At 46.0% G+C, this 17,710-nt stretch carries 18 protein-coding genes; 2 read left to right on the plus strand and 16 right to left on the minus strand.

Features of this window, described 5'->3' with window-relative positions:
• Positions 1-5 precede the first annotated feature (5 nt).
• The 3 genes from K401_RS0125385 to K401_RS0125395 all read right to left on the minus strand — a co-directional run bounded on the left by K401_RS0125385 (position 6) and on the right by K401_RS0125395 (position 3,462).
• Entirely contained in the window at positions 6-1,046 is a 1,041-nt protein-coding gene (locus tag K401_RS0125385) for a carbohydrate ABC transporter permease (protein WP_242837874.1), read from the minus strand.
• Positions 1,046-1,954, minus strand: a complete 909-nt coding sequence (locus K401_RS0125390) for a carbohydrate ABC transporter permease (RefSeq protein ID WP_024295587.1) — start codon at positions 1,952-1,954, stop codon at positions 1,046-1,048. Before K401_RS0125390 ends, K401_RS0125385 begins: the two co-directional genes overlap by 1 nt.
• Positions 1,955-2,115: 161 nt before the next feature.
• Positions 2,116-3,462, minus strand: a complete 1,347-nt coding sequence (locus tag K401_RS0125395; protein WP_024295588.1) for an ABC transporter substrate-binding protein — start codon at positions 3,460-3,462, stop codon at positions 2,116-2,118.
• Between the two features lie 256 nt (positions 3,463-3,718).
• On the opposite strand from K401_RS0125395, the gene K401_RS0125400 reads away from it, so the two are divergent.
• The gene (locus tag K401_RS0125400; RefSeq protein WP_024291828.1) at positions 3,719-4,894 is read left to right on the plus strand and encodes an IS110 family RNA-guided transposase; all 1,176 of its coding nucleotides are present in this window, start codon (positions 3,719-3,721) and stop codon (positions 4,892-4,894) included.
• A 256-nt stretch (positions 4,895-5,150) separates the two neighbouring features.
• Here the strand turns inward: K401_RS0125400 and K401_RS0125410 are convergent, their stop codons facing one another.
• The 9 genes from K401_RS0125410 to pduL form a co-directional block, all read right to left on the minus strand.
• Complete coding sequence (locus tag K401_RS0125410) at positions 5,151-6,221, minus strand: CdaR family transcriptional regulator (protein WP_024295589.1); 1,071 nt, start codon at positions 6,219-6,221, stop codon at positions 5,151-5,153.
• A gap of 178 nt (positions 6,222-6,399) precedes the next feature.
• A complete protein-coding gene (locus K401_RS0125420) occupies positions 6,400-7,461 on the minus strand; it encodes a Gfo/Idh/MocA family protein (RefSeq protein WP_024295590.1) in 1,062 nt (353 codons plus the stop codon).
• Positions 7,462-7,476: 15 nt separating this feature from the next.
• Positions 7,477-8,268 carry a sugar phosphate isomerase/epimerase family protein gene (locus K401_RS0125425; protein ID WP_024295591.1) on the minus strand — a complete coding sequence of 264 codons (792 nt, stop codon included), beginning with the start codon at positions 8,266-8,268 and terminating at the stop codon, positions 7,477-7,479.
• The gene (locus tag K401_RS0125430) at positions 8,268-9,332 is read right to left on the minus strand and encodes a zinc-dependent alcohol dehydrogenase (RefSeq protein WP_024295592.1); all 1,065 of its coding nucleotides are present in this window, start codon (positions 9,330-9,332) and stop codon (positions 8,268-8,270) included. Before K401_RS0125430 ends, K401_RS0125425 begins: the two co-directional genes overlap by 1 nt.
• A gap of 37 nt (positions 9,333-9,369) precedes the next feature.
• Positions 9,370-10,380: a LacI family DNA-binding transcriptional regulator gene (locus tag K401_RS0125435; RefSeq protein WP_051153042.1), complete on the minus strand. Its 1,011-nt coding sequence runs from the start codon at positions 10,378-10,380 to the stop codon at positions 9,370-9,372.
• Between the two features lie 364 nt (positions 10,381-10,744).
• Positions 10,745-10,924 carry a 50S ribosomal protein L32 gene (gene rpmF, locus K401_RS0125440; RefSeq protein WP_013272565.1) on the minus strand — a complete coding sequence of 60 codons (180 nt, stop codon included), beginning with the start codon at positions 10,922-10,924 and terminating at the stop codon, positions 10,745-10,747.
• Positions 10,925-10,926: 2 nt separating this feature from the next.
• Complete coding sequence (locus K401_RS0125445) at positions 10,927-11,454, minus strand: YceD family protein (protein WP_024295594.1); 528 nt, start codon at positions 11,452-11,454, stop codon at positions 10,927-10,929.
• A gap of 147 nt (positions 11,455-11,601) precedes the next feature.
• Entirely contained in the window at positions 11,602-12,795 is a 1,194-nt protein-coding gene (locus K401_RS0125450; protein ID WP_024295595.1) for an acetate/propionate family kinase, read from the minus strand.
• A gap of 20 nt (positions 12,796-12,815) precedes the next feature.
• The gene (gene pduL, locus K401_RS0125455; RefSeq protein ID WP_024295596.1) at positions 12,816-13,385 is read right to left on the minus strand and encodes a phosphate propanoyltransferase; all 570 of its coding nucleotides are present in this window, start codon (positions 13,383-13,385) and stop codon (positions 12,816-12,818) included.
• A 160-nt stretch (positions 13,386-13,545) separates the two neighbouring features.
• Here pduL and K401_RS0125460 point away from each other — a divergent pair, with 160 nt between their 5' ends.
• Positions 13,546-14,808 carry a nucleotidyltransferase gene (locus tag K401_RS0125460; protein ID WP_024295597.1) on the plus strand — a complete coding sequence of 421 codons (1,263 nt, stop codon included), beginning with the start codon at positions 13,546-13,548 and terminating at the stop codon, positions 14,806-14,808.
• Here K401_RS0125460 and K401_RS0125465 read toward each other — a convergent pair.
• The 4 genes from K401_RS0125465 to K401_RS0125480 all read right to left on the minus strand — a co-directional run bounded on the left by K401_RS0125465 (position 14,803) and on the right by K401_RS0125480 (position 17,694).
• A complete protein-coding gene (locus K401_RS0125465; protein ID WP_024295598.1) occupies positions 14,803-15,309 on the minus strand; it encodes an NUDIX hydrolase in 507 nt (168 codons plus the stop codon). The two genes, K401_RS0125460 and K401_RS0125465, sit on opposite strands and share 6 nt — an antisense overlap.
• A 37-nt stretch (positions 15,310-15,346) precedes the next feature.
• Entirely contained in the window at positions 15,347-15,691 is a 345-nt protein-coding gene (locus K401_RS0125470; protein ID WP_024295599.1) for a phenylpyruvate tautomerase MIF-related protein, read from the minus strand.
• Positions 15,692-15,736: 45 nt separating this feature from the next.
• Positions 15,737-16,930: a class I SAM-dependent methyltransferase gene (locus K401_RS0125475; RefSeq protein ID WP_024295600.1), complete on the minus strand. Its 1,194-nt coding sequence runs from the start codon at positions 16,928-16,930 to the stop codon at positions 15,737-15,739.
• Between the two features lie 122 nt (positions 16,931-17,052).
• Positions 17,053-17,694, minus strand: a complete 642-nt coding sequence (locus K401_RS0125480; RefSeq protein ID WP_024295601.1) for a histidine phosphatase family protein — start codon at positions 17,692-17,694, stop codon at positions 17,053-17,055.
• Positions 17,695-17,710 lie beyond the last annotated feature (16 nt).

The following is a 17,710-nucleotide window of genomic DNA, read 5'->3' on the forward strand; positions in this document are numbered from 1 at the left end:
TCCTCCTATAATTCGACTCCGCCCCACATCTGTCCGATGTATCTTCTGATAATAAAGGTAAATACCAGTGCAGGAAGAATCAGCACGATACTTCCAGCTGCCGCATACTGGATGCCGCTTGACGTTGTGCCGATTGCCTTGTAGACAACCAGGGACAGCGTCTGATTTTTATTGGTCAGAATCAATGCCGAGATGGTATCATTCCAGGCAGTCAAAAATGAATACATGGAACTGGCAGCCAGTGCCGGAAATGCCAGGGGCAGGGTGATCCTGACAAAGGTCTGTACACTGCCCGCCCCAAAGATCATCGACGCCTCCTCCAGCTCTTTGCTGATGCCGATAAAAATGCTGTTGGTAATCCAGGCCGTCAGTGCAATATTGGGAACCGAATACAACAGCGCCAGGCCGATCCTCGTATCAAAGAGCCCGAATCTGATCAGCAGCATGGCCATTGGGATGCTGATCCCAACCACCGGAAACATTCTCACAATGAGGAGTGAAACATTGATCTGCTCCTTGAATTTAAACTGGAACCGGGCCATGGCAAACCCTGCCAGGCTTCCGACTCCAAGGGAAATCAGAATCGTATAAAGGGAAACTATCATGCTGTTTTTAAGCGCTGAAGCAGCATTGGGCACAATGCTGAAAAAGGTTTTAAAATTGTAAAACAAATCTTTTTTATAGGTAAATTCCATGGGCCCATCCGTCAGGGTCTGACTGAAATCCTCCATAAGCTGCTCGCCGGGAACAGTCACCGCGTACTGTCTGGTGAAATGAGACTCCAGCTTGGACGGTCTTTTCGTGGTGATAATCGATTCATAACCTTCCCCACTGTCATAGAAGATCTCAAACTCTTCTTTCGGGTTTGCCTCCACTTTGACTGTGACCTTAAACTTCGGAAGCAGCCCTTTGGGAAACTCCGTCATTTCCGCAGCGTTGGAGAATGCAACCGTTGTGAAAGCCAGAAGCGGAATTGCCACCAGCAGAAACATGGTTGCCAAGATGATTGCCATAACGGTTTTCTGTACAATATTCAGTTTATCCATTATTTCGCCGCCTCCTTCTTTCCGCCCCTGGAAACCTTAAGATAGACCACGGTTGCACACAGGACGATAATGGTTGTCAGGAAGGACAGGGTAAAGGCAAGCTTTTGGCTTGTGCTGACCCCAGGTACCGCCTCCACATAAAAAGCAACACGCTCCACCAAAAACGGCACTTTGCTGTAACCCAGAACCATCACAGCAATAGCCCAGACCTGGATAGCTGCAATCAGCCTCATAATAATGGATGTTGTGATCGAAGGTTTTAAAATCGGGATAACAATATCCTTAAAAATCTGCCATTTGTTGGCGCCGAACAGATAGGCTGCCTCTTTCAGCTCCCGCTGCATTCCCTGCAGGCCGGCAATCAGGATGATCATGACGGACGGTGTAACTGTCCAGGTATCGATGAGAATGATTAAAAAAACTGCGGACAGTCCTTCTGCACCCATAAATACAATCGGCTTCTCTATCAGATGCAGCCCCATTAAAACCGTGTTGATCCAGCCGTCCCTCACAAGTCCGGTCTTCCAGAGAATCGCCACCGCCGTAGGTGTGATGGCCATTGGAATCATGGAAACGAACATCAGGATCTTGGCACCTTTAAACTTTCTCGACAGCAGCACTGCCAGAAGAAGGGCCAGAAAATATTGAAGGATCACGGATACCGCTGCAAATGCGGCAGTGTTAAAAATTGCAGCGCTGATCAAATCAGACTCTGCCATCAGCTTAAAATTGCCCAGAAGTGTAAAGTTGCCGTCAAAATCGGTAAACACTTCTTTTATACCGGAAAGTACCGGCAGCAGCCAGAATACTGCATAAAAAAGGAAGGCCGGCAACAGGAGAAAGTAGGGAATACTTTTTTTGCTGAGCATGGGTTTTTCCAAAATCTGTTTGCTGACATTTTCGTTCAAATAAATCCCCCGTTTCTATATATAAGTCTGCAGTGCAAAGTACGTCTCCCGCGGAGCGTCTTAAATTTACAGAAAGCAATTCCGGTAAATTTAAAGCCTGGAAGTATGCAGCGGCGCCTGGTCCGCATTGCATCCTTCCAGGCTTTTACACGATTAGTTCATCAGTTCTTTAATGCCTCCATCTTGCTCTGAACATCTGCAAGGAAATCCTCCCCGGGAACTGCCTTGTTCTTTAAAACGCTGTTAAACACATCTCCATAAAGCAGCTTCACTGCGTTCCAATCGGAATACTCAGATGCCGGCACACCGGTAACAATCGTTGTTTTCAACATTTCGATACCAGCTCTCATGACAACGTCATCTGAGCCCAGAATATCACCCACCTCTTCAATTGGGCTTAAAGAACCGCCGTAGTTGGAACAGAAATCATAGTTTACTTCCGGATCAGCGATATAGTTGATAAACTTCTCAGCCAGTTCCTGGTTCGGAGCCCCCTGGGCAATCCCATAGCACCATGCACCGGAAGTCGAGCCTGCGCCCTTGCTGCCTTTGGGAGCCGCACCAATTACGTAGTTGTTGGGAGCCGCATTGTAGCTTGCGCCCACCGGAGCCATATGAGCAAATGTCAGCCATACGTCGCCGCTGTTCAACGGGTCAGTGGGAGCCGTATACTGATCCTGCTCCGCATAGAAGCCGTTACCTGCAGCGATTGATGCAATGATGCCGAGAGCGTCCTTAAAACCATCAGATGTGAATTCCGGGAATCCGCCGCCATAAGCCAGGCTCATGCCGCCCATGGGGTAAAGCAGCTGGGAACCGGTTAAGTTGGCCGGCATCATGGTTTTGCCTTCCCCTTCGCCTGCCGCGATTGCCACTGCCCATTCAGCATACTGTTCCCAGGTAATACCGGAAACAACATCTTCCTCGGTCAGTCCTTCCGGTAAATAATCCAGGGCCTTTTTGTTTGCGCAGGTAACGTATACGTCAAAACTCATGGGGACAAAGTAACGTATTCCATCCTTATTTGTAGAATTATCAAACATCTGTGTATAAGTAGAGCCGGTGCTGTTGACCAGATCCGTGATATTCTGCATCCAGCCGCCGTTGACATAGGGTGCCATATTGGCTGTGTCCGCATAAATAATATCAGTGATGTAGTTCTTTCCTTCCTGCTCCGATTGAACCTTCTTGATCGCATCGGCCTGTGCTACAAAATCAACTTCTACTTTACAATTATTTTCTTCCTCAAATTTTTTAAAGAATGAATCCATCAGATACTGTTTTTCATGGATTTCCGGTGTGCCGCTGTATGTAACCTTTAAAACATCCCCGCCTGAGGCCTTTTCCCCACCGGCACTGGTACTTTCCCCTGCCGGAGCCACAGTCTCTTCAGCCTTTGTTTCAACAGCTTTCGTCTCAGCCGGTTTTGATGAACACCCCGCCGCACCTGCTGCGGTCACCATCAAAAGCCCCAGTACTGTCAGTTTCTTTGATAAACTTTTTTTCATGATTCCCTCTCCTTGTATTATATAGTCATAGCTTTTCTTTACCTTTTCTTAGGTATGAGCTATGCTGTTTTAGATACTGTGGATTAGTTCATTTCTCCTACCACTTGATGGTTTAGTAAAGGCTCTAACCACAGTCTCTTTGTTCACTTGTTAATCAGTTAGATACCGCATGACGGTTTATTTAGAACAAGGTTACAATCGCAGAGAGCCACCGTGGTCTAAAACAGTATCAAATTCATTTAATAGGAGTTTCGCTATGATATACGCAGGGATTGATGTTTCCAAGGATAAGCATGATTGTTTTATCACCAACTCAGATGGGAAGATTCTCTTTAAATCCTTTACCATTCCCAACAACCGGGAAGGTTTTGAGGTCCTCTATCAGAAGATCACTTCCACTACAGATGATTTAACCAATGTAAAAGTAGGCCTTGAAGCCACTGGACACTACAGTTATAACATCTTGGGCTTTCTTCTTGATAAAGGTCTGACCACCTTTGTTATCAATCCGTTACATACCAGTCTTTTCAGAAAAAGTCTAAGCCTTAGAAAGACGAAAACGGATAAAGTTGATTCCCATACGATTGCTACAATGCTTATGTCTGATGTGAACTTAAAGTCCTACTCAGACATATCTTACCACAACGAGGAATTAAAGTCACTAACCCGTTACCGTTTTGATAAAGTCAGGGAGCGCGCCAAGCTTAAAACTTCTGTTTCCCGTCTGGTTACGATTCTTTTTCCTGAACTGGAAAAGCTGGTTCCCACTCTTCATATGCCTTCCATTTCCGCTTTACTAAGCGAATTCCCCGGTGCTTTTCAGATTGCTTCTGCTCATCTTACCAGACTGACCAATCTGCTTTACGAAACCTCTAAGGGTCGTTACGGCAGAGACAACGCCATCCTGTTCAGGGAAACAGCCAGAGCCTCTATCGGTTCGAATATGCCTGTAAAATCTCTGGAACTGAAACACACCCTAAAGCTGATAGGTGAATTAGATGCCGAAATTGATGAAATCGAACAGGAAATAAAACGTATCATGGATGAACTCCATTCCCCTATTCTTACGATTCCTGGAATCAGTTACCGGATGGGCGCCATGATTCTAGCTGAAATCGGTGATTTTTCCCGTTTTGACTCTCCTGATAAGATTCTTGCCTATGCTGGATTATCTCCCTCTACCTACCAATCCGGACAGTTGGAATCTTCTCATTCACATATGGAAAAGCGTGGTTCCAGGTATCTGCGCTACGCACTTTTTAATGCTGCTAAATTTGTCTGTAAGTGGGATCCGGTATTTGCCGCCTATCTTGCAAAAAAGAGGGCGGAGGGTAAGCATTATAACGTTGCTGTTTCTCATGCTGCGAAGAAGCTGGTCAGAGTCATTTATCGGTTAGAAAAATCGGGACAGGCATACAACAAAGTCTCTTAACTTTTCTGTTTAATAATTTTCTTTTTGAGCACCTGTAAAGATGCTCTGTTTGTCATGCGGTTTTCAAGGTACTGATTTACTTGAAATGCATTTCTGCAATTCATTCATAAACTTTCTTTTTTAGACTTGACTTTTAATAGTTAGTCTTTACTTATATGTTTATAGTATTTTATCATTAAGCCTCCTCCGCTACAATGTGGACGAGACCAAACTCCCACTTTATCATTGTTCATTTGCACAGCCCGCAACACGGCTTTCATCGGCTGCTCATCTTGATGGTGGCGATGTAAAGCAGAATCAGCTCCTTTGCCCGCCTGGGGTTTTTGTTTAACAGCTCTTCGATTTTGGCCAGCCGGTAATTGAGGGTATTGCGGTGGATGTGGAGCTTTTCGCATATCTGAGAATAATTGTCATTATGTTCCACATAAGCTGATATGGTCTCCCTCAGCACCCCATCCACATCCTGCGCTTCCAGCAAATGAATGATTTCATCCAGTTCCCTGGTCATCTCGATGTTATTTAAGAGGCATTCCAATGCCACCTCATGGTAACACAGAATCCGTTTCCTGATCTTCAGCGCACTGGCAATGTGAAACGTCTGCATCACGGAACTGGTAGCCCTGCTTGCAACGATGTTGGATTCCCCGATATAACAGTGCTCTAAGTCACCGCTGACCTCCATAATCTTTTCCAGCCTTGCCTTAAGCCGTTCTCCTGATTGAAAGAGGAGCAGCACCTCGTCCATGCCCTGACGGACAATATATTCATCCGTACTCAGACGGTTCTTTATGATGTCGATGATGCTGTAACGGATGTGGCCGCTGGTTATGATCACCGCGGTCCTGGGAATCTTCAGATTAATCCCTAAGTAGGCGGCCTGATCATAAAAAGCATCGTTATATTCTTCCTGTCCCAGGCCAATCCACTCGTAAAGAAAATCCTTCAGACGGTTTTCCTTGATCGCCGTCATATCACTTAACAGCCGGTTTTCTATCATCAAAACCGCAATTGAAAGGCAGATCTGGCCGATTGGCATCACTTCCTCCACCTCTCCGTTAATAGCAATCACGCCAAGAATACTGTTGTTATAGATGATCGGCAGACTGATACCCTTTTGCTCCGTGGAAGTTGTCTCATACACCACGTAAGACTCCTTCCGCTTTAAGGCCGTCAAAGACCCCTGATGAAGGGTTCCAAGCTTTCTTTTGTCGCCGCTTGCCAGGATCACCCCGTTTGTATCCATTATGTTGATGTTGCAGGGAATGATCTTCATGATCCCATCTGCAATTTTTTGCGCATTTTCTGTATTTAAGTAATTCTGGTACATATGATCTCCCACTTTCCAGGACTTCAAAAGAATGATTTATATTCTGTTTCCAGAAGCAGACCCGTATGTTCCAGGATCAACGGAAAACCGCTCTGCCGCAGTCAGAAATACTTCCGGATCAGGCTTTGCCCTGGTTATGGAAAGCCCGTCCACAATCACATCAAACAGATTTTCAATTCTATATTAGATCAACGTTTCCAGCCCCATATACAACCGGTTTTCCGGTCTCTGCCGAACGATACAGACCGGCAATCAGTTTCTGAACATAGACGGCCTGATCCGGTGTCACCAGACTAACAGCCTCCTCCCGGCAGCATTCCACGAAATGCCTGACGCAGTCATAATGCCAGTCCCGCAGCTCATCAAAGGGGTATGTCCGGTTTTCCTGCCATCCGTCTTCTTCCCCGTACAGCTCCGCAGGAAATACACTGAGGCCCTTTTTATCACCATACAGACAGAGCGTTCGTTTCTCCTTTTCCCCAATATTAACTGCATAAGAGGTTCTGATATTTAAGGAACTGCCGTCGGCAAATTTAATGAAACCAAATAATCCGTCCTCCACACCGAACCGCTCTTTGTCCCAATTTCCCAGGAAGCCCGTCCCTCCCCTTTTGCCGATCCTGTCGGAAGCCGTGGCGCAGACATAGTCAATAAGCGGATAGTTCATGAGATAAACCGCCAGATCCAGAATATGCACTCCAATGTCAATCAACGGCCCGCCGCCCTGAAGCTCTTTATCAGTAAAATTCCCCCAGCCCGGGATCCCCCTCCGGCGCATCCAGGTTACGTCCCCGGCATAAATGGCACCCAGCTCCCCGTTTTCGATCTGTTTCTTCAGAAATGCAATCCGTTCGGCATAACGAAAGTGGAATCCAAAGGTCAGAACTTTTCCCCATCGCTTTGCCGTATCCCTCATCTGTTCAGCCTCCTTTACCGTTATTGCCGGCGGCTTTTCACAGAGAACATGACAGCCATGCTCCAAGGCAGTACAGGTCATATCACAGTGAAATTTATTGGGCACGCAGATGCTGACCGCATCCGGCTCTGCTTCCTTAAGCATGAGGAAAACATCGCTGTACCATCGGGGAATTCCAAAGTCCTTTGCCGTATCCTCGGCAGCTTTCCCATTGATATCACAGACAGCATCAACCGCCACTCCGTCCATGTCCTGATAATATTTGATATGAGAAGTCCGGGCAACCTGCCCGGCTCCGATTATTGCCACCCTTAAATTGTTCATGAGTCCCTCCTGTTTCTATATGAACTGTTTCATATAAGCGATGGAATTCTCATAAGCCTTAAGCGGATCTTCGCCCCGTATTCTCCCCTCATTGACAACCGCACCCTCATAACCCATTCGCTTTAATGTCTCCATGTGCCGTTTAAAATCAATGCTGCCGCTGCCCGGCTGATATCTGTGATTTTCGGCAATATGAACATGGCCGATGTAATCTTTATATTTCTCCAGCGTTTCAGAGATATCGTCCTCCTCAATCGCCATATGATAAAAGTCTGCCGTAACTTTTACCATTTTAAATTTTCCCTCATCAATGATGGAAACCGCGTCTTCTGTGGTATTGAGCATATGATCCTGATAACGGTTCAGCGGCTCCAGGCAGATGTTTATTCCATATGTATCAGCCGTCTCGTCAAGCTGCCTCAAAGAATCCAGAATTGCTTTCCGGTCTCCTTCTTTGCTTCTTGGGGAAACCATTGGCGGAAGGCGGTATGTAAACATTCCCCAGGCAGCCGGCACTACAACTCCGGTTCCTCCCACTTCCTTTAAATTGCGGATAATCACCTTTAAATCATCGATGCCGTTCAGTCTTCTCTCTTCAATAAAATCACCGATCCAGCCGCGGTAACCGCCGCATGCGCTGGATACCGGAAGTCCCGAGACATCAATGGCGCGTTTTATTTCCTCAGCCTGTTCCATGAGGACTTTTCCATCCACCTCAAAGCACTCAAATCCAATGGCCTTCATAAACTTGAATTTCTCTGTCAGATCCTTCGGAAAAAAATCCCGCTCCTGTGTTCCCAGCAACATCACGCCTCACCTCCGAATACAACGCCCATTTTGATGCTCTTTTCCGGTTCCCGATCCATATAGGTACAAATGCCTTCCGCACAATTCTCAAACTTCACAATGGGATCAATGATTTCAGAACAGTCCAGATAACTGCTCATGAGCATATCCCATACTACATCCTCGATCCGCTTCCGGTTCCACCTGGGATAATCCGGGTTCGGTTCACTGCAGGCTCTGGAAAAAATGACTTTTCCATAATTATAATGAGCCTCCTGTCCCAGCCACAAACCGGCTGGAAATGGTTTTGCAAACGCTACATAGGCGATCGTTCCTCCATAAGCCAGGCCCTTCAGCGCAGACTGCAGCGCCTGCACGCTTCCGCTTGTCTCCAAAATCCCATCCGCTCCCAGCTTTCCGGTGGAGCGCTTAATTTCATAGCCTACGTCACATGCCATCGGGTCAAGGCAGACATCGGCTCCATAGCGCGCTGCAATTTCCCGTCTCTTTTCAATGGGATCAACAGCAATGACCACGGCCGCCCCCAGCTTTTTCGCCAGCTGAACCGCGATCTGGCCAATAGCTCCAAGGCCAATCACCACTACATTATCACCGGGGCGGATATTGGCATCCCGGATCCCACCCAGGGCAAACTGTGCCGGATCGTAACAGACTGCGTTTTTTTCCGAGGCATCCCTTCTCATTTTTCTCAGCTTATAATTATTTACTCCATTGACAATCTCGGTCTCCCGGATCGGACCATAGGAACATACCCGGTCTCCTGCTGCATAATCCGTCACATCTGCTCCGGTCTCAATGATGGTTCCCACAAACATGTTGCCAATGGGAAGATCTCCGAATTCGATGCCCCGCGGTTCCTCCTTCTCCCGCTGGGTAAAAATATTCCAGTCACTGTCAAACTTTCCGTCGATAAAAGGGGTGGTTCCTCTGAAATCGGCCAGCTCCGTCCCGTGCTTCGGAGCTGCAAATTCAACCTTGACTCTCACCTCATTGCTTTCAATGGGCCGATCCTCATAGTCCTTTAATTCGGCCACTCTGGGTGCTGTTGCAACTAACTTTTTCATGATTTCCTCCGGCTGATTTATTATCCCTGCATTTGCCTCATCGGGTGGACTCCCGTTCAATAATCGTGGATGGCAGAAACATCTGTGTCTTTTTTAGTTCTTCATTGTTCTGATCTTTTTGGAGAAGCAGCTGAAGCAGGCTGATGCATTCTTTTGCCAGCCTTTCAAAGTCCTGGCCTAAAGATGACAGGGCCGGGTAAGCCTCCTCGTTGATGGACAAGTTATCGGCTGACAGCACCCCCAAATCCTCAGGTATCTTTTTTCCGCTTTCGAATGCCGCCCTATAAATTCCCAGGAAGCGGTTGTCACCGTTTGTGAAGATACAGTCCGTCTTCCCGTCAGCTAACAGCTCCTTTGTCTTTTCATAAGCGCTTCTGGCATCTTTCACACCGTAGATCACTTGTCCATCCGGTACTGCCTTTAAAAAGCCGTTTACACGCAGCTCTGTGGAATAGAAGTTCTCGTCATTGGTCAGATAGCAGATGTTCTGAAAGCCCTTTTCCCTCAAATATTTGCCGCCAGACAGTCCCACATCAAAATTATCCAGACTGACAGCTGGAATATCCTTCTCCTTGGGCTGTCCCAGCACCACATAGGGAGTAGCTGTACGCTTTAAATATTCGATCCGCTGATCCTTTATCATGTATTCCAAAAGAATGGCTCCATCAGCAATCCCGCTGGATAGAAGGTAAAATCCATCTGTCTCGTCCTCCCGGAATCCATAGCAATCTGACGGCGATACAATTACCTTCAGACCAATCTTACTGGAGTAGCGAAAGATATGTTTCAGCATCTCGCTTCTCCACAGATTCATATATGCATCATTGTGCTTATCCAGAAACACGATAATGATGTTGGTTCTGTTCTGCTTTAAGCCCTTTGCCAAAAGGTTCACCTGAAACCCGCACTGCTCCATGGAACGTCTGACTGCCTCTCTCGTTTTGGGGCTTACCTGTTCCGGGTGATTGAGCACTCTCGATACCGTCTTTAGGGACACACCGCAGTGCTCGGCTATCTGTATCATATTTGCTTTCTGAATAACCTCCACCTTCCTTCCGTTCTCCTTTTGTCCTACGTTGTCATTTTAGACCAGCAGTATTTCTTTGTCAATTCATACGGACTATGTTTATGCATTTATTGGAAATATCCCTGGGTAATTGTTCTTTTACACAATGACTCATGCAACAAGTGCATACTGAATGATTTGATTATTTATTTTTATGAGATTATCCTTGGAAGTGTTTTATTGATTCTGACTGTTTATCAGATTTTCAGACTTAGATGCAAGATGATGAGAACCGATTCTTTTCGCCTTTTGACCAAAAGGCAATCAATGCAAAAAACAAGACTTCCCTTATTATAGGAAAGCCTTGATTTTATCAGCCTTTACAGCTTATTCTTTTTCAAATAGATTACTCAACAGAAATGATTTCTTTCTTGTTGTAAGAACCGCAAGCCTTGCATACTCTGTGAGGCATCATAAGTGCACCGCACTTACTGCACTTCACTAAGTTTGGAGCGCTCATTTTCCAGTTTGCTCTGCGTTTGTCTCTTCTTCCTTTAGAAGATTTGTTCTTTGGACAAATAGACATGGTTACACCTCCTTAAACTGTTTAAAAATATCCTGGATGACTGCCATTCTAGGGTCTGTAGGCCTAATATCGCAGTCACAAGTCTCATGATTGAGATTTGTTCCACATCTATTACAAATCCCCTTACAGTCTTCACTGCAGAGAACCTTCATAGGCAGGTTCAGTATGAGTTCATCACAAACCAACTGGTCTACATCCAGATTATAACCGTTAACATATGGTTGTTCTTCAAAATCTTCTACTATCCCCGTATCCGTTTCACTTAAATCAAGAGCACGGATCACATCAAAATCTAAGTCAACACGCACCGGCTCTAAGCAGCGGTCGCATGGAATAAGCAAAGCGAGTTTCGCCTTTCCTTCCACTTCCAGCCTCTTGTCCCCCAGATTCATAATCCGCAGCAGCACAGGTTCTGCATCCACCACTTCATAATCGCCATTGGGCCCATGATAGACCTTCATTTCAAGTTCGGGTGTATAAGTTTTCTCTTTCCCTTCCAGGGTAAACAACTCAGTTAAATTAATAAGCATACTAGTCTCCTAATACGCACCTATGTTATTATACATATGGGTGCAACATTTGTCAACAAATATTTCCATATTTGAATACGAATGAATCAAGGGGATTTTCTTTCGACCTTTATCCCATATACAACATCATGTACCGTTTCACCCGAATTATACCAGAGCCTTTGTCTCTCTTGCAATGGCCAGTTCTTCATTGGTAGGAATGACACATACCTTTACCTTTGAATCCGGTGTGGAAATCATGACACGTTTTCCTCTTGCCTTATTGATCTCCGGATCAATGGTAATGCCAAGGTAACCTAAATATTCGCAAACCGCACCTCTGATCGGCTTATCGTTTTCACCGACACCTGCAGTAAATACAATGGCATCAACACCGTTCATGGCTGCCACATAAGCACCGATGTATTTTGCTACGCGGTAAATAAATGCCTGAATAGCAACATCAGCCAGATGGTTGCCTTCTCCCTGAGCCTTCTGCACATCGCGGAAATCACTGGAAATGCCTCCGGACATGCCGAGAATACCGGATTTCTTATTTAAGATATCCAATACTTCATTAACACTCTTGCCTTCCTTATTGCAGATAAACTGTACAACAGCAGGATCAATATCACCGCTTCTGGTTCCCATGATAAGGCCCTCTAAAGGAGTCAGTCCCATGCTGGTGTCCACACACTTGCCGCCGATGGAGGCTGAAATGCTGGCTCCGTTTCCTAAATGGCAAACAACTACCTTGCCCTTCTCAGGATCTAAACCGCAATAGCTTAACGCTTCATTGGATACAAATTTATGGCTTGTACCATGGAAGCCGTAACGGCGAATGCTGTATTTCTCATAGTATTCATGAGGAATTGCATACATGGAGGCTTTTTCAGGCATACCCATACCAAAAGAAGTATCAAATACCGCTACATTGGGAACTCCAGGTACTGCTTCCTCACATGCCTCAATTCCTACCAGGTTTGCAGGATTATGCAAAGGTCCTAAATCAAAGCAGTCACGGATAACTTTTTTCACATCTTCATTTACTACGATGGAATCGCTGTAAATCGTGCCGGCATGGAGAACCCTGTGTCCTACTGCAGAAATTTCACTGGTATCCTTGATTACACCGTATTCCGGATCAACCAATGCATCCATAACCAGCTTGATAGCAACGGTATGGTTCGGCATCTCTTTCTCTACTTCCATTTCCTCTTTTCCTTCTGCCTTGTGAGACAGCTTGGAACCGTTAATGCCGATTCTCTCGCATAAGCCTTTTGCCAGAACTCCCTCGTTCTCCATATCAATCAGCTGATACTTTAAGGAAGAACTTCCGCAGTTAATAACTAAAATTTTCATATTCCTTTGATTCTCCTTTATTATTTAATAATTTCACCGTACTGTTCTCTGCCGCAGCCTGCTGCGTTAGATTCATCTGTATCAATGTGCATAGCCAAAGCATAATTTTCATTTACACGCACAACCACATCTCCGAAAATCAGGCTTCTTCCGTTCGTGTCAACCTTTACAGAAACGATTTCACCATCTTTCACACCAAGCTGTTCTGCTTCTGCGGGGGTTGCATGAATATGACGCTTTGCAACGATTACACCCTCTGTTATTTCAATTTCACCGGCAGGTCCAATAATCTTGCATGCACCGCTGCCTGCAACGTCACCGGATTCTCTCAAAGGTGCGGCAATTCCAATGGAACGGGCATCGGTCATAGAAAGCTCTATCTGAGTCGCCTTTCTAACCGGTCCTAAAATGGAAATTCCTTTAAACTCACTCTTGGAACCTACAACGGTTACTCTCTCTTCACATGCATACTGACCCGGCTGGGATAAATATTTTTTCTTTGTTAACTCATAGCCCTGTCCAAATAAAATCTCAAGATGTTCCTGAGATAAATGTACATGACGAGCTGATGTTTCAACGATAAAATTCATACCTATCTGATCTCCTGTTCTTGTAATCAATGTTTTTCATTGATTCTCACTCTATTCTATGTGTATTCGTTAAAATTTTCAAGTCTTGTGCTAAAATAATTTGCATTTTTTGCGGAACAATAGCATAATAGAGTATAAAAAAAGAAAAAGGACATTTCTTATGGTGAAAAATAAACATTCTCTTGCCGTTGGCATTATCGCCGAATACAACCCCTTCCACAATGGACATGCCTACCATATCAGGAAGGCTAAGGAAATGACACAGGCAGACTATTGCATCGTAGTCATGAGCGGAGATTTTGTCCAAAGAGGAGCGCCTGCCATCTATGATAAATATACCAGGACAGCCATGGCATTGTCCTGCGGAGCCGACCTTGTGATCGAGATACCCTCTGTTTTTGCCTCCAGCAGCGCAGAAGACTTTGCCGCCTGCGCAGTCGCTCTCCTTAACAATCTGGGAGTGACGGGTGCCTTCTGTTTTGGAAGCGAATGCGGAGATGTGGAAAAACTTTCCGGTATTGCTTCTATTTTAGCCACCGAACCCCCTGTTTATACGAAGGAGCTGCGCAGGGAGCTGAAAAAGGGGGCCACCTTTCCGGAAGCCAGGAATCAGGCTTTGATTTCCTGCGGAATACTAAAAGAGGAGGAGGCCTCCATCCTGACTTCCCCAAACAACATCCTTGGGATCGAATATTGCAAGGCCCTTTACCGGCAAAAAAGCCCGATGACTCCTGTCACCCTTTCCAGAAAAGGCAGCGGCTATCACGATACCAGCCTGGCCTCAGAGCATTACAGTTCTGCCACCGGGATCCGGAAAGCCCTTCATGAAAACCCGGATATCCTGGAGCAGGCCGATTCCTCTCAGATACAGGTGCCTGATGCCGTAAAGCAGATGATGTCTCAGGGCTTCCCTGTGTTTCCTGATGATTTCAGCGCCCTGTTAAATACCTCCTTGCTGAAATTGGATTATGAAGGGATTCCCTTTCAGAAATATGCCGATGTTTCGGAGGAATTGGCGTCAAGGCTTTTAAAGCAGCTTACAGATTTCCTTCCCTTTGAAGAACGGATCAACCAGTTAAAAACAAGACAGTATACTTACACCCGGATCAGCCGGGCCCTTCTCCATATCGCTTTGGGGATCACTTCCCATCAGGTCGTTTTGGGCCGGAACGCCGGCTATGCTCCATATGCCCGTGTTTTAGGCTTTAAAAAGACATCCGCCCCCCTTATGGGAGAAATAAAAAAGAGAGGGAGCATCCCTCTCATAACAAAAACCGCCGATGCCAGGCTCATCCTTTCCGGCGTTGCCTGGTCCATGCTCCGGCAGGATTTTTACTGCTCCCACATTTATCAGACCATTGTGCAGGACAAATATCCCATAAAAATGAAAAACGAGTTCACCCATTCCGTCGTCATTCTATGACAGCGGCTGAAGGAATTCCTGGATCCTGTCTTTATATAGAAGAAACCGGGATTTTGGAACCACGATCCCCTGTTTCCACATTTCAAGGAGCTGCTCAAATGTAACAAATTTTGCATCCACCACTTCTTCCTTCTGAATGGTTATATCTTTTATGGTGACCTTTTGCCTGGTAATATAGGTATCTACAAAACGCTCTTTCTGACGGATGGTATGGATCAGAAAGAGCTGATCTTTTTCCGCCCGTATTCCAACTTCTTCTGAAAGCTCCCGAAGGGCTCCCTCCACACTTGTTTCCCCCGTAAGAGCAGAGCCTCCGGTGCATTCCCACATAAGGCCATAGGGCTTATCCGGATGCCTCTTTGTCAGCAAAATTTCCTGATCTTCATTTACCAGCCAGACATCTGCTACAAGATGGTATTCCCCCTGGGCCAGCGGTACACCCCTGACATGGGTTTTTCCGGTGGCCACTCTGTTTTCATCGTAAACATCCCAAAGCTCCATAAGCCATTCCTCCCGACCTAAGAATCATCTGATGCAGTTAAAAGTTTCCGCCGTTCCAACCCCAGTGATCCACTTCCTCATACTTCACATAAATTTTATCCTGTGCAATGGAAAGCACGTCCTTGTGGATCTTGCAGATCTCAGCAGTCAGGCGGTCATAATCCTGCTCTGATGCATGACCGAAAATCTTCACTTCCACAAAAGCCATCTTTGTATCATTCTTACCCTTAAAGTAAAGAGAACAGTTATCTTCAAAACCAACCATGAGCCAGCTTTCCGACTTGCCGGGAATGAGGCTGATGGCCTGTCCAAGCCTGGCCTTTAAGGCTGTTTTTTCTTCTTCTGATAATGTAACATTTACTTTGGAATTAATAAAAGGCATTGATAGCTCCTCCTTAAAGTATTTTTTATATCATACCACATATCATCAGAAATTACCATCTGCTTTCCATTTTGTATCATCTTCCAGCAACAGGTTTGCAAGAGTCAGTTTTCCATGAAGAAATTCCAGGATCTCCCCTATCTCCTTTCGGTTGTCCTTCTTTCCGCCCTGCTTTACTGCGCGGATCAGAATATTCTTGGGAGTGTGCTCCATATCGATAAATTCCAGGATCTGAGTGCGGTATCCCCGGCTTTCCAGAATTTCCGCTCTGAGGGCATCGGTATAAAGCGCTGCCATCCGTTCCCGGATGAGGCCATATTGAAATACAGGAGCCATAAGCTCTTGATCCATGGTCTTATTCAGTTCATGCTGACAGCAGGGAACCGACAAAATGACAGAAGCTCCCCACTTAACTGCCTTTGCAAGGGCATAATCCGTAGCGGTATCGCAGGCATGAAGTGTTACAACCATGTCCACATGATCCACTCCTTCATAGGAGGCAATATCCCCATGATAAAATTTCAGCTTATCATACCCATACCGTTCTCCTAAACGGTTGCAGTCATCAATGACCGTCTGTTTTAAATCCAGCCCAATGACGCGGATAGAATACCCTTTTAACTCATGAAGATAGTAATACATGGCAAAAGTCAGATAAGATTTCCCGCATCCAAAATCAATGATCACATTCTCCCTGTTCTTATCAAGCCTTGGAAGAATATCCTCAATAAATTCCAAAAACCGGTTGATCTGCCGGAACTTATCATACCGGGAGGCAATGATCTTCCCTTCCTCCGTCATGACGCCTAAATCCACCAGAAACGGAACGGTTGTCCCTTCTTTTAAAATATAGGTCTTCTGTCTGTTATGCTGAAGAACTGGGGAAGGCGCTGCAATCTTCTGCTGCCGCTTCACCTTGATGCTGAGATTCCCTTTTTTACTCACCAAAACTCTTACCTGGCCCTTCCCGGAATCCAGTTCCATCTGGCGCAGCTTCCCATCCAGCAAGTCCGCTATATAGGACATGCATTCCTCTGCAGAATAATTCTTATGGAAGGCCTGGTTCCCAACCAGCTCCTCCGCCTGAAAGATCAGGCTTCCTTTTAGCAAAAGCGGGCGTACCTTTACCTTGGAAACGCCCTGCTTATCCGCCGGATTGCTGACTACGATCCGAAGCAGATTTTCATCCAGAAATTCCCTTCCGATCTGAATTAGATTTTCTCTTTCCTTTTCTTCCATGAAATCTGGCAATTCCTTTCCTCTTTCCTGTCCATGATCTTTGGACATACAGGTATACCCGCAGGGTGTTTCCTCTTACTTGCCCATGCCCATTGGACATACAGGTATACCCGCAGGGTGTTTCAGTTTTCTGTCTCCACCCAGCTTGCCCGCAAAAGCTGGGGATATGGTTCCAGATGTGCAAAATCATTAAATCGTTCCACTGTAAAACGCCCTGTTTTTTCATTCCAGTGTATTTCCGTGATGCTGCAGTTTTCAAGAGAGTTTCCAAGGAGACGGTAATATTTCGGATCCATATGAAGCAGTGCCGTGATCACGATGCGGATCAGGCCCCCGTGAGTCACCACCGCCACATTCTGGAAGCCGCTTGCGGTGATTTCCTCAAAAACAGGCATTGCCCGCCTTATGACCTCCCCTGCGCACTCACCGCCGGGATAGGGCAAATCCAGTTCCATCTGCTCCTGTTCTTTCTTAAACTCCTTAAACCTTGCCTCAATCTCCTCATCCGCCAGGCCTTCCATTTCCCCGAAGGAAATTTCTCTAAGCTCCTGTCTTATGATGTGCTCTGCATTCCAGTAACGGTTTGCCTCTTTTGCGGTTTCCACCGCCCGGATCAAATGGCTGGAATACACCGCTTCAATGGTTTTGGCGGCAAGCCGTTTTCCCATCAGAGCCGACTGGCGGAGTCCTTCTTCCGATAAATTCACATCAATATTACAGAGCCTGCTGTTTTGCCGTCCATGGCGAATCAAATAAATGTTCATCTCCCAATCCTTCCTC

It is taken from the genome of Lacrimispora indolis DSM 755, assembly GCF_000526995.1.
GTDB classification, from domain to species: Bacteria; Bacillota; Clostridia; order Lachnospirales; family Lachnospiraceae; genus Lacrimispora; species Lacrimispora indolis.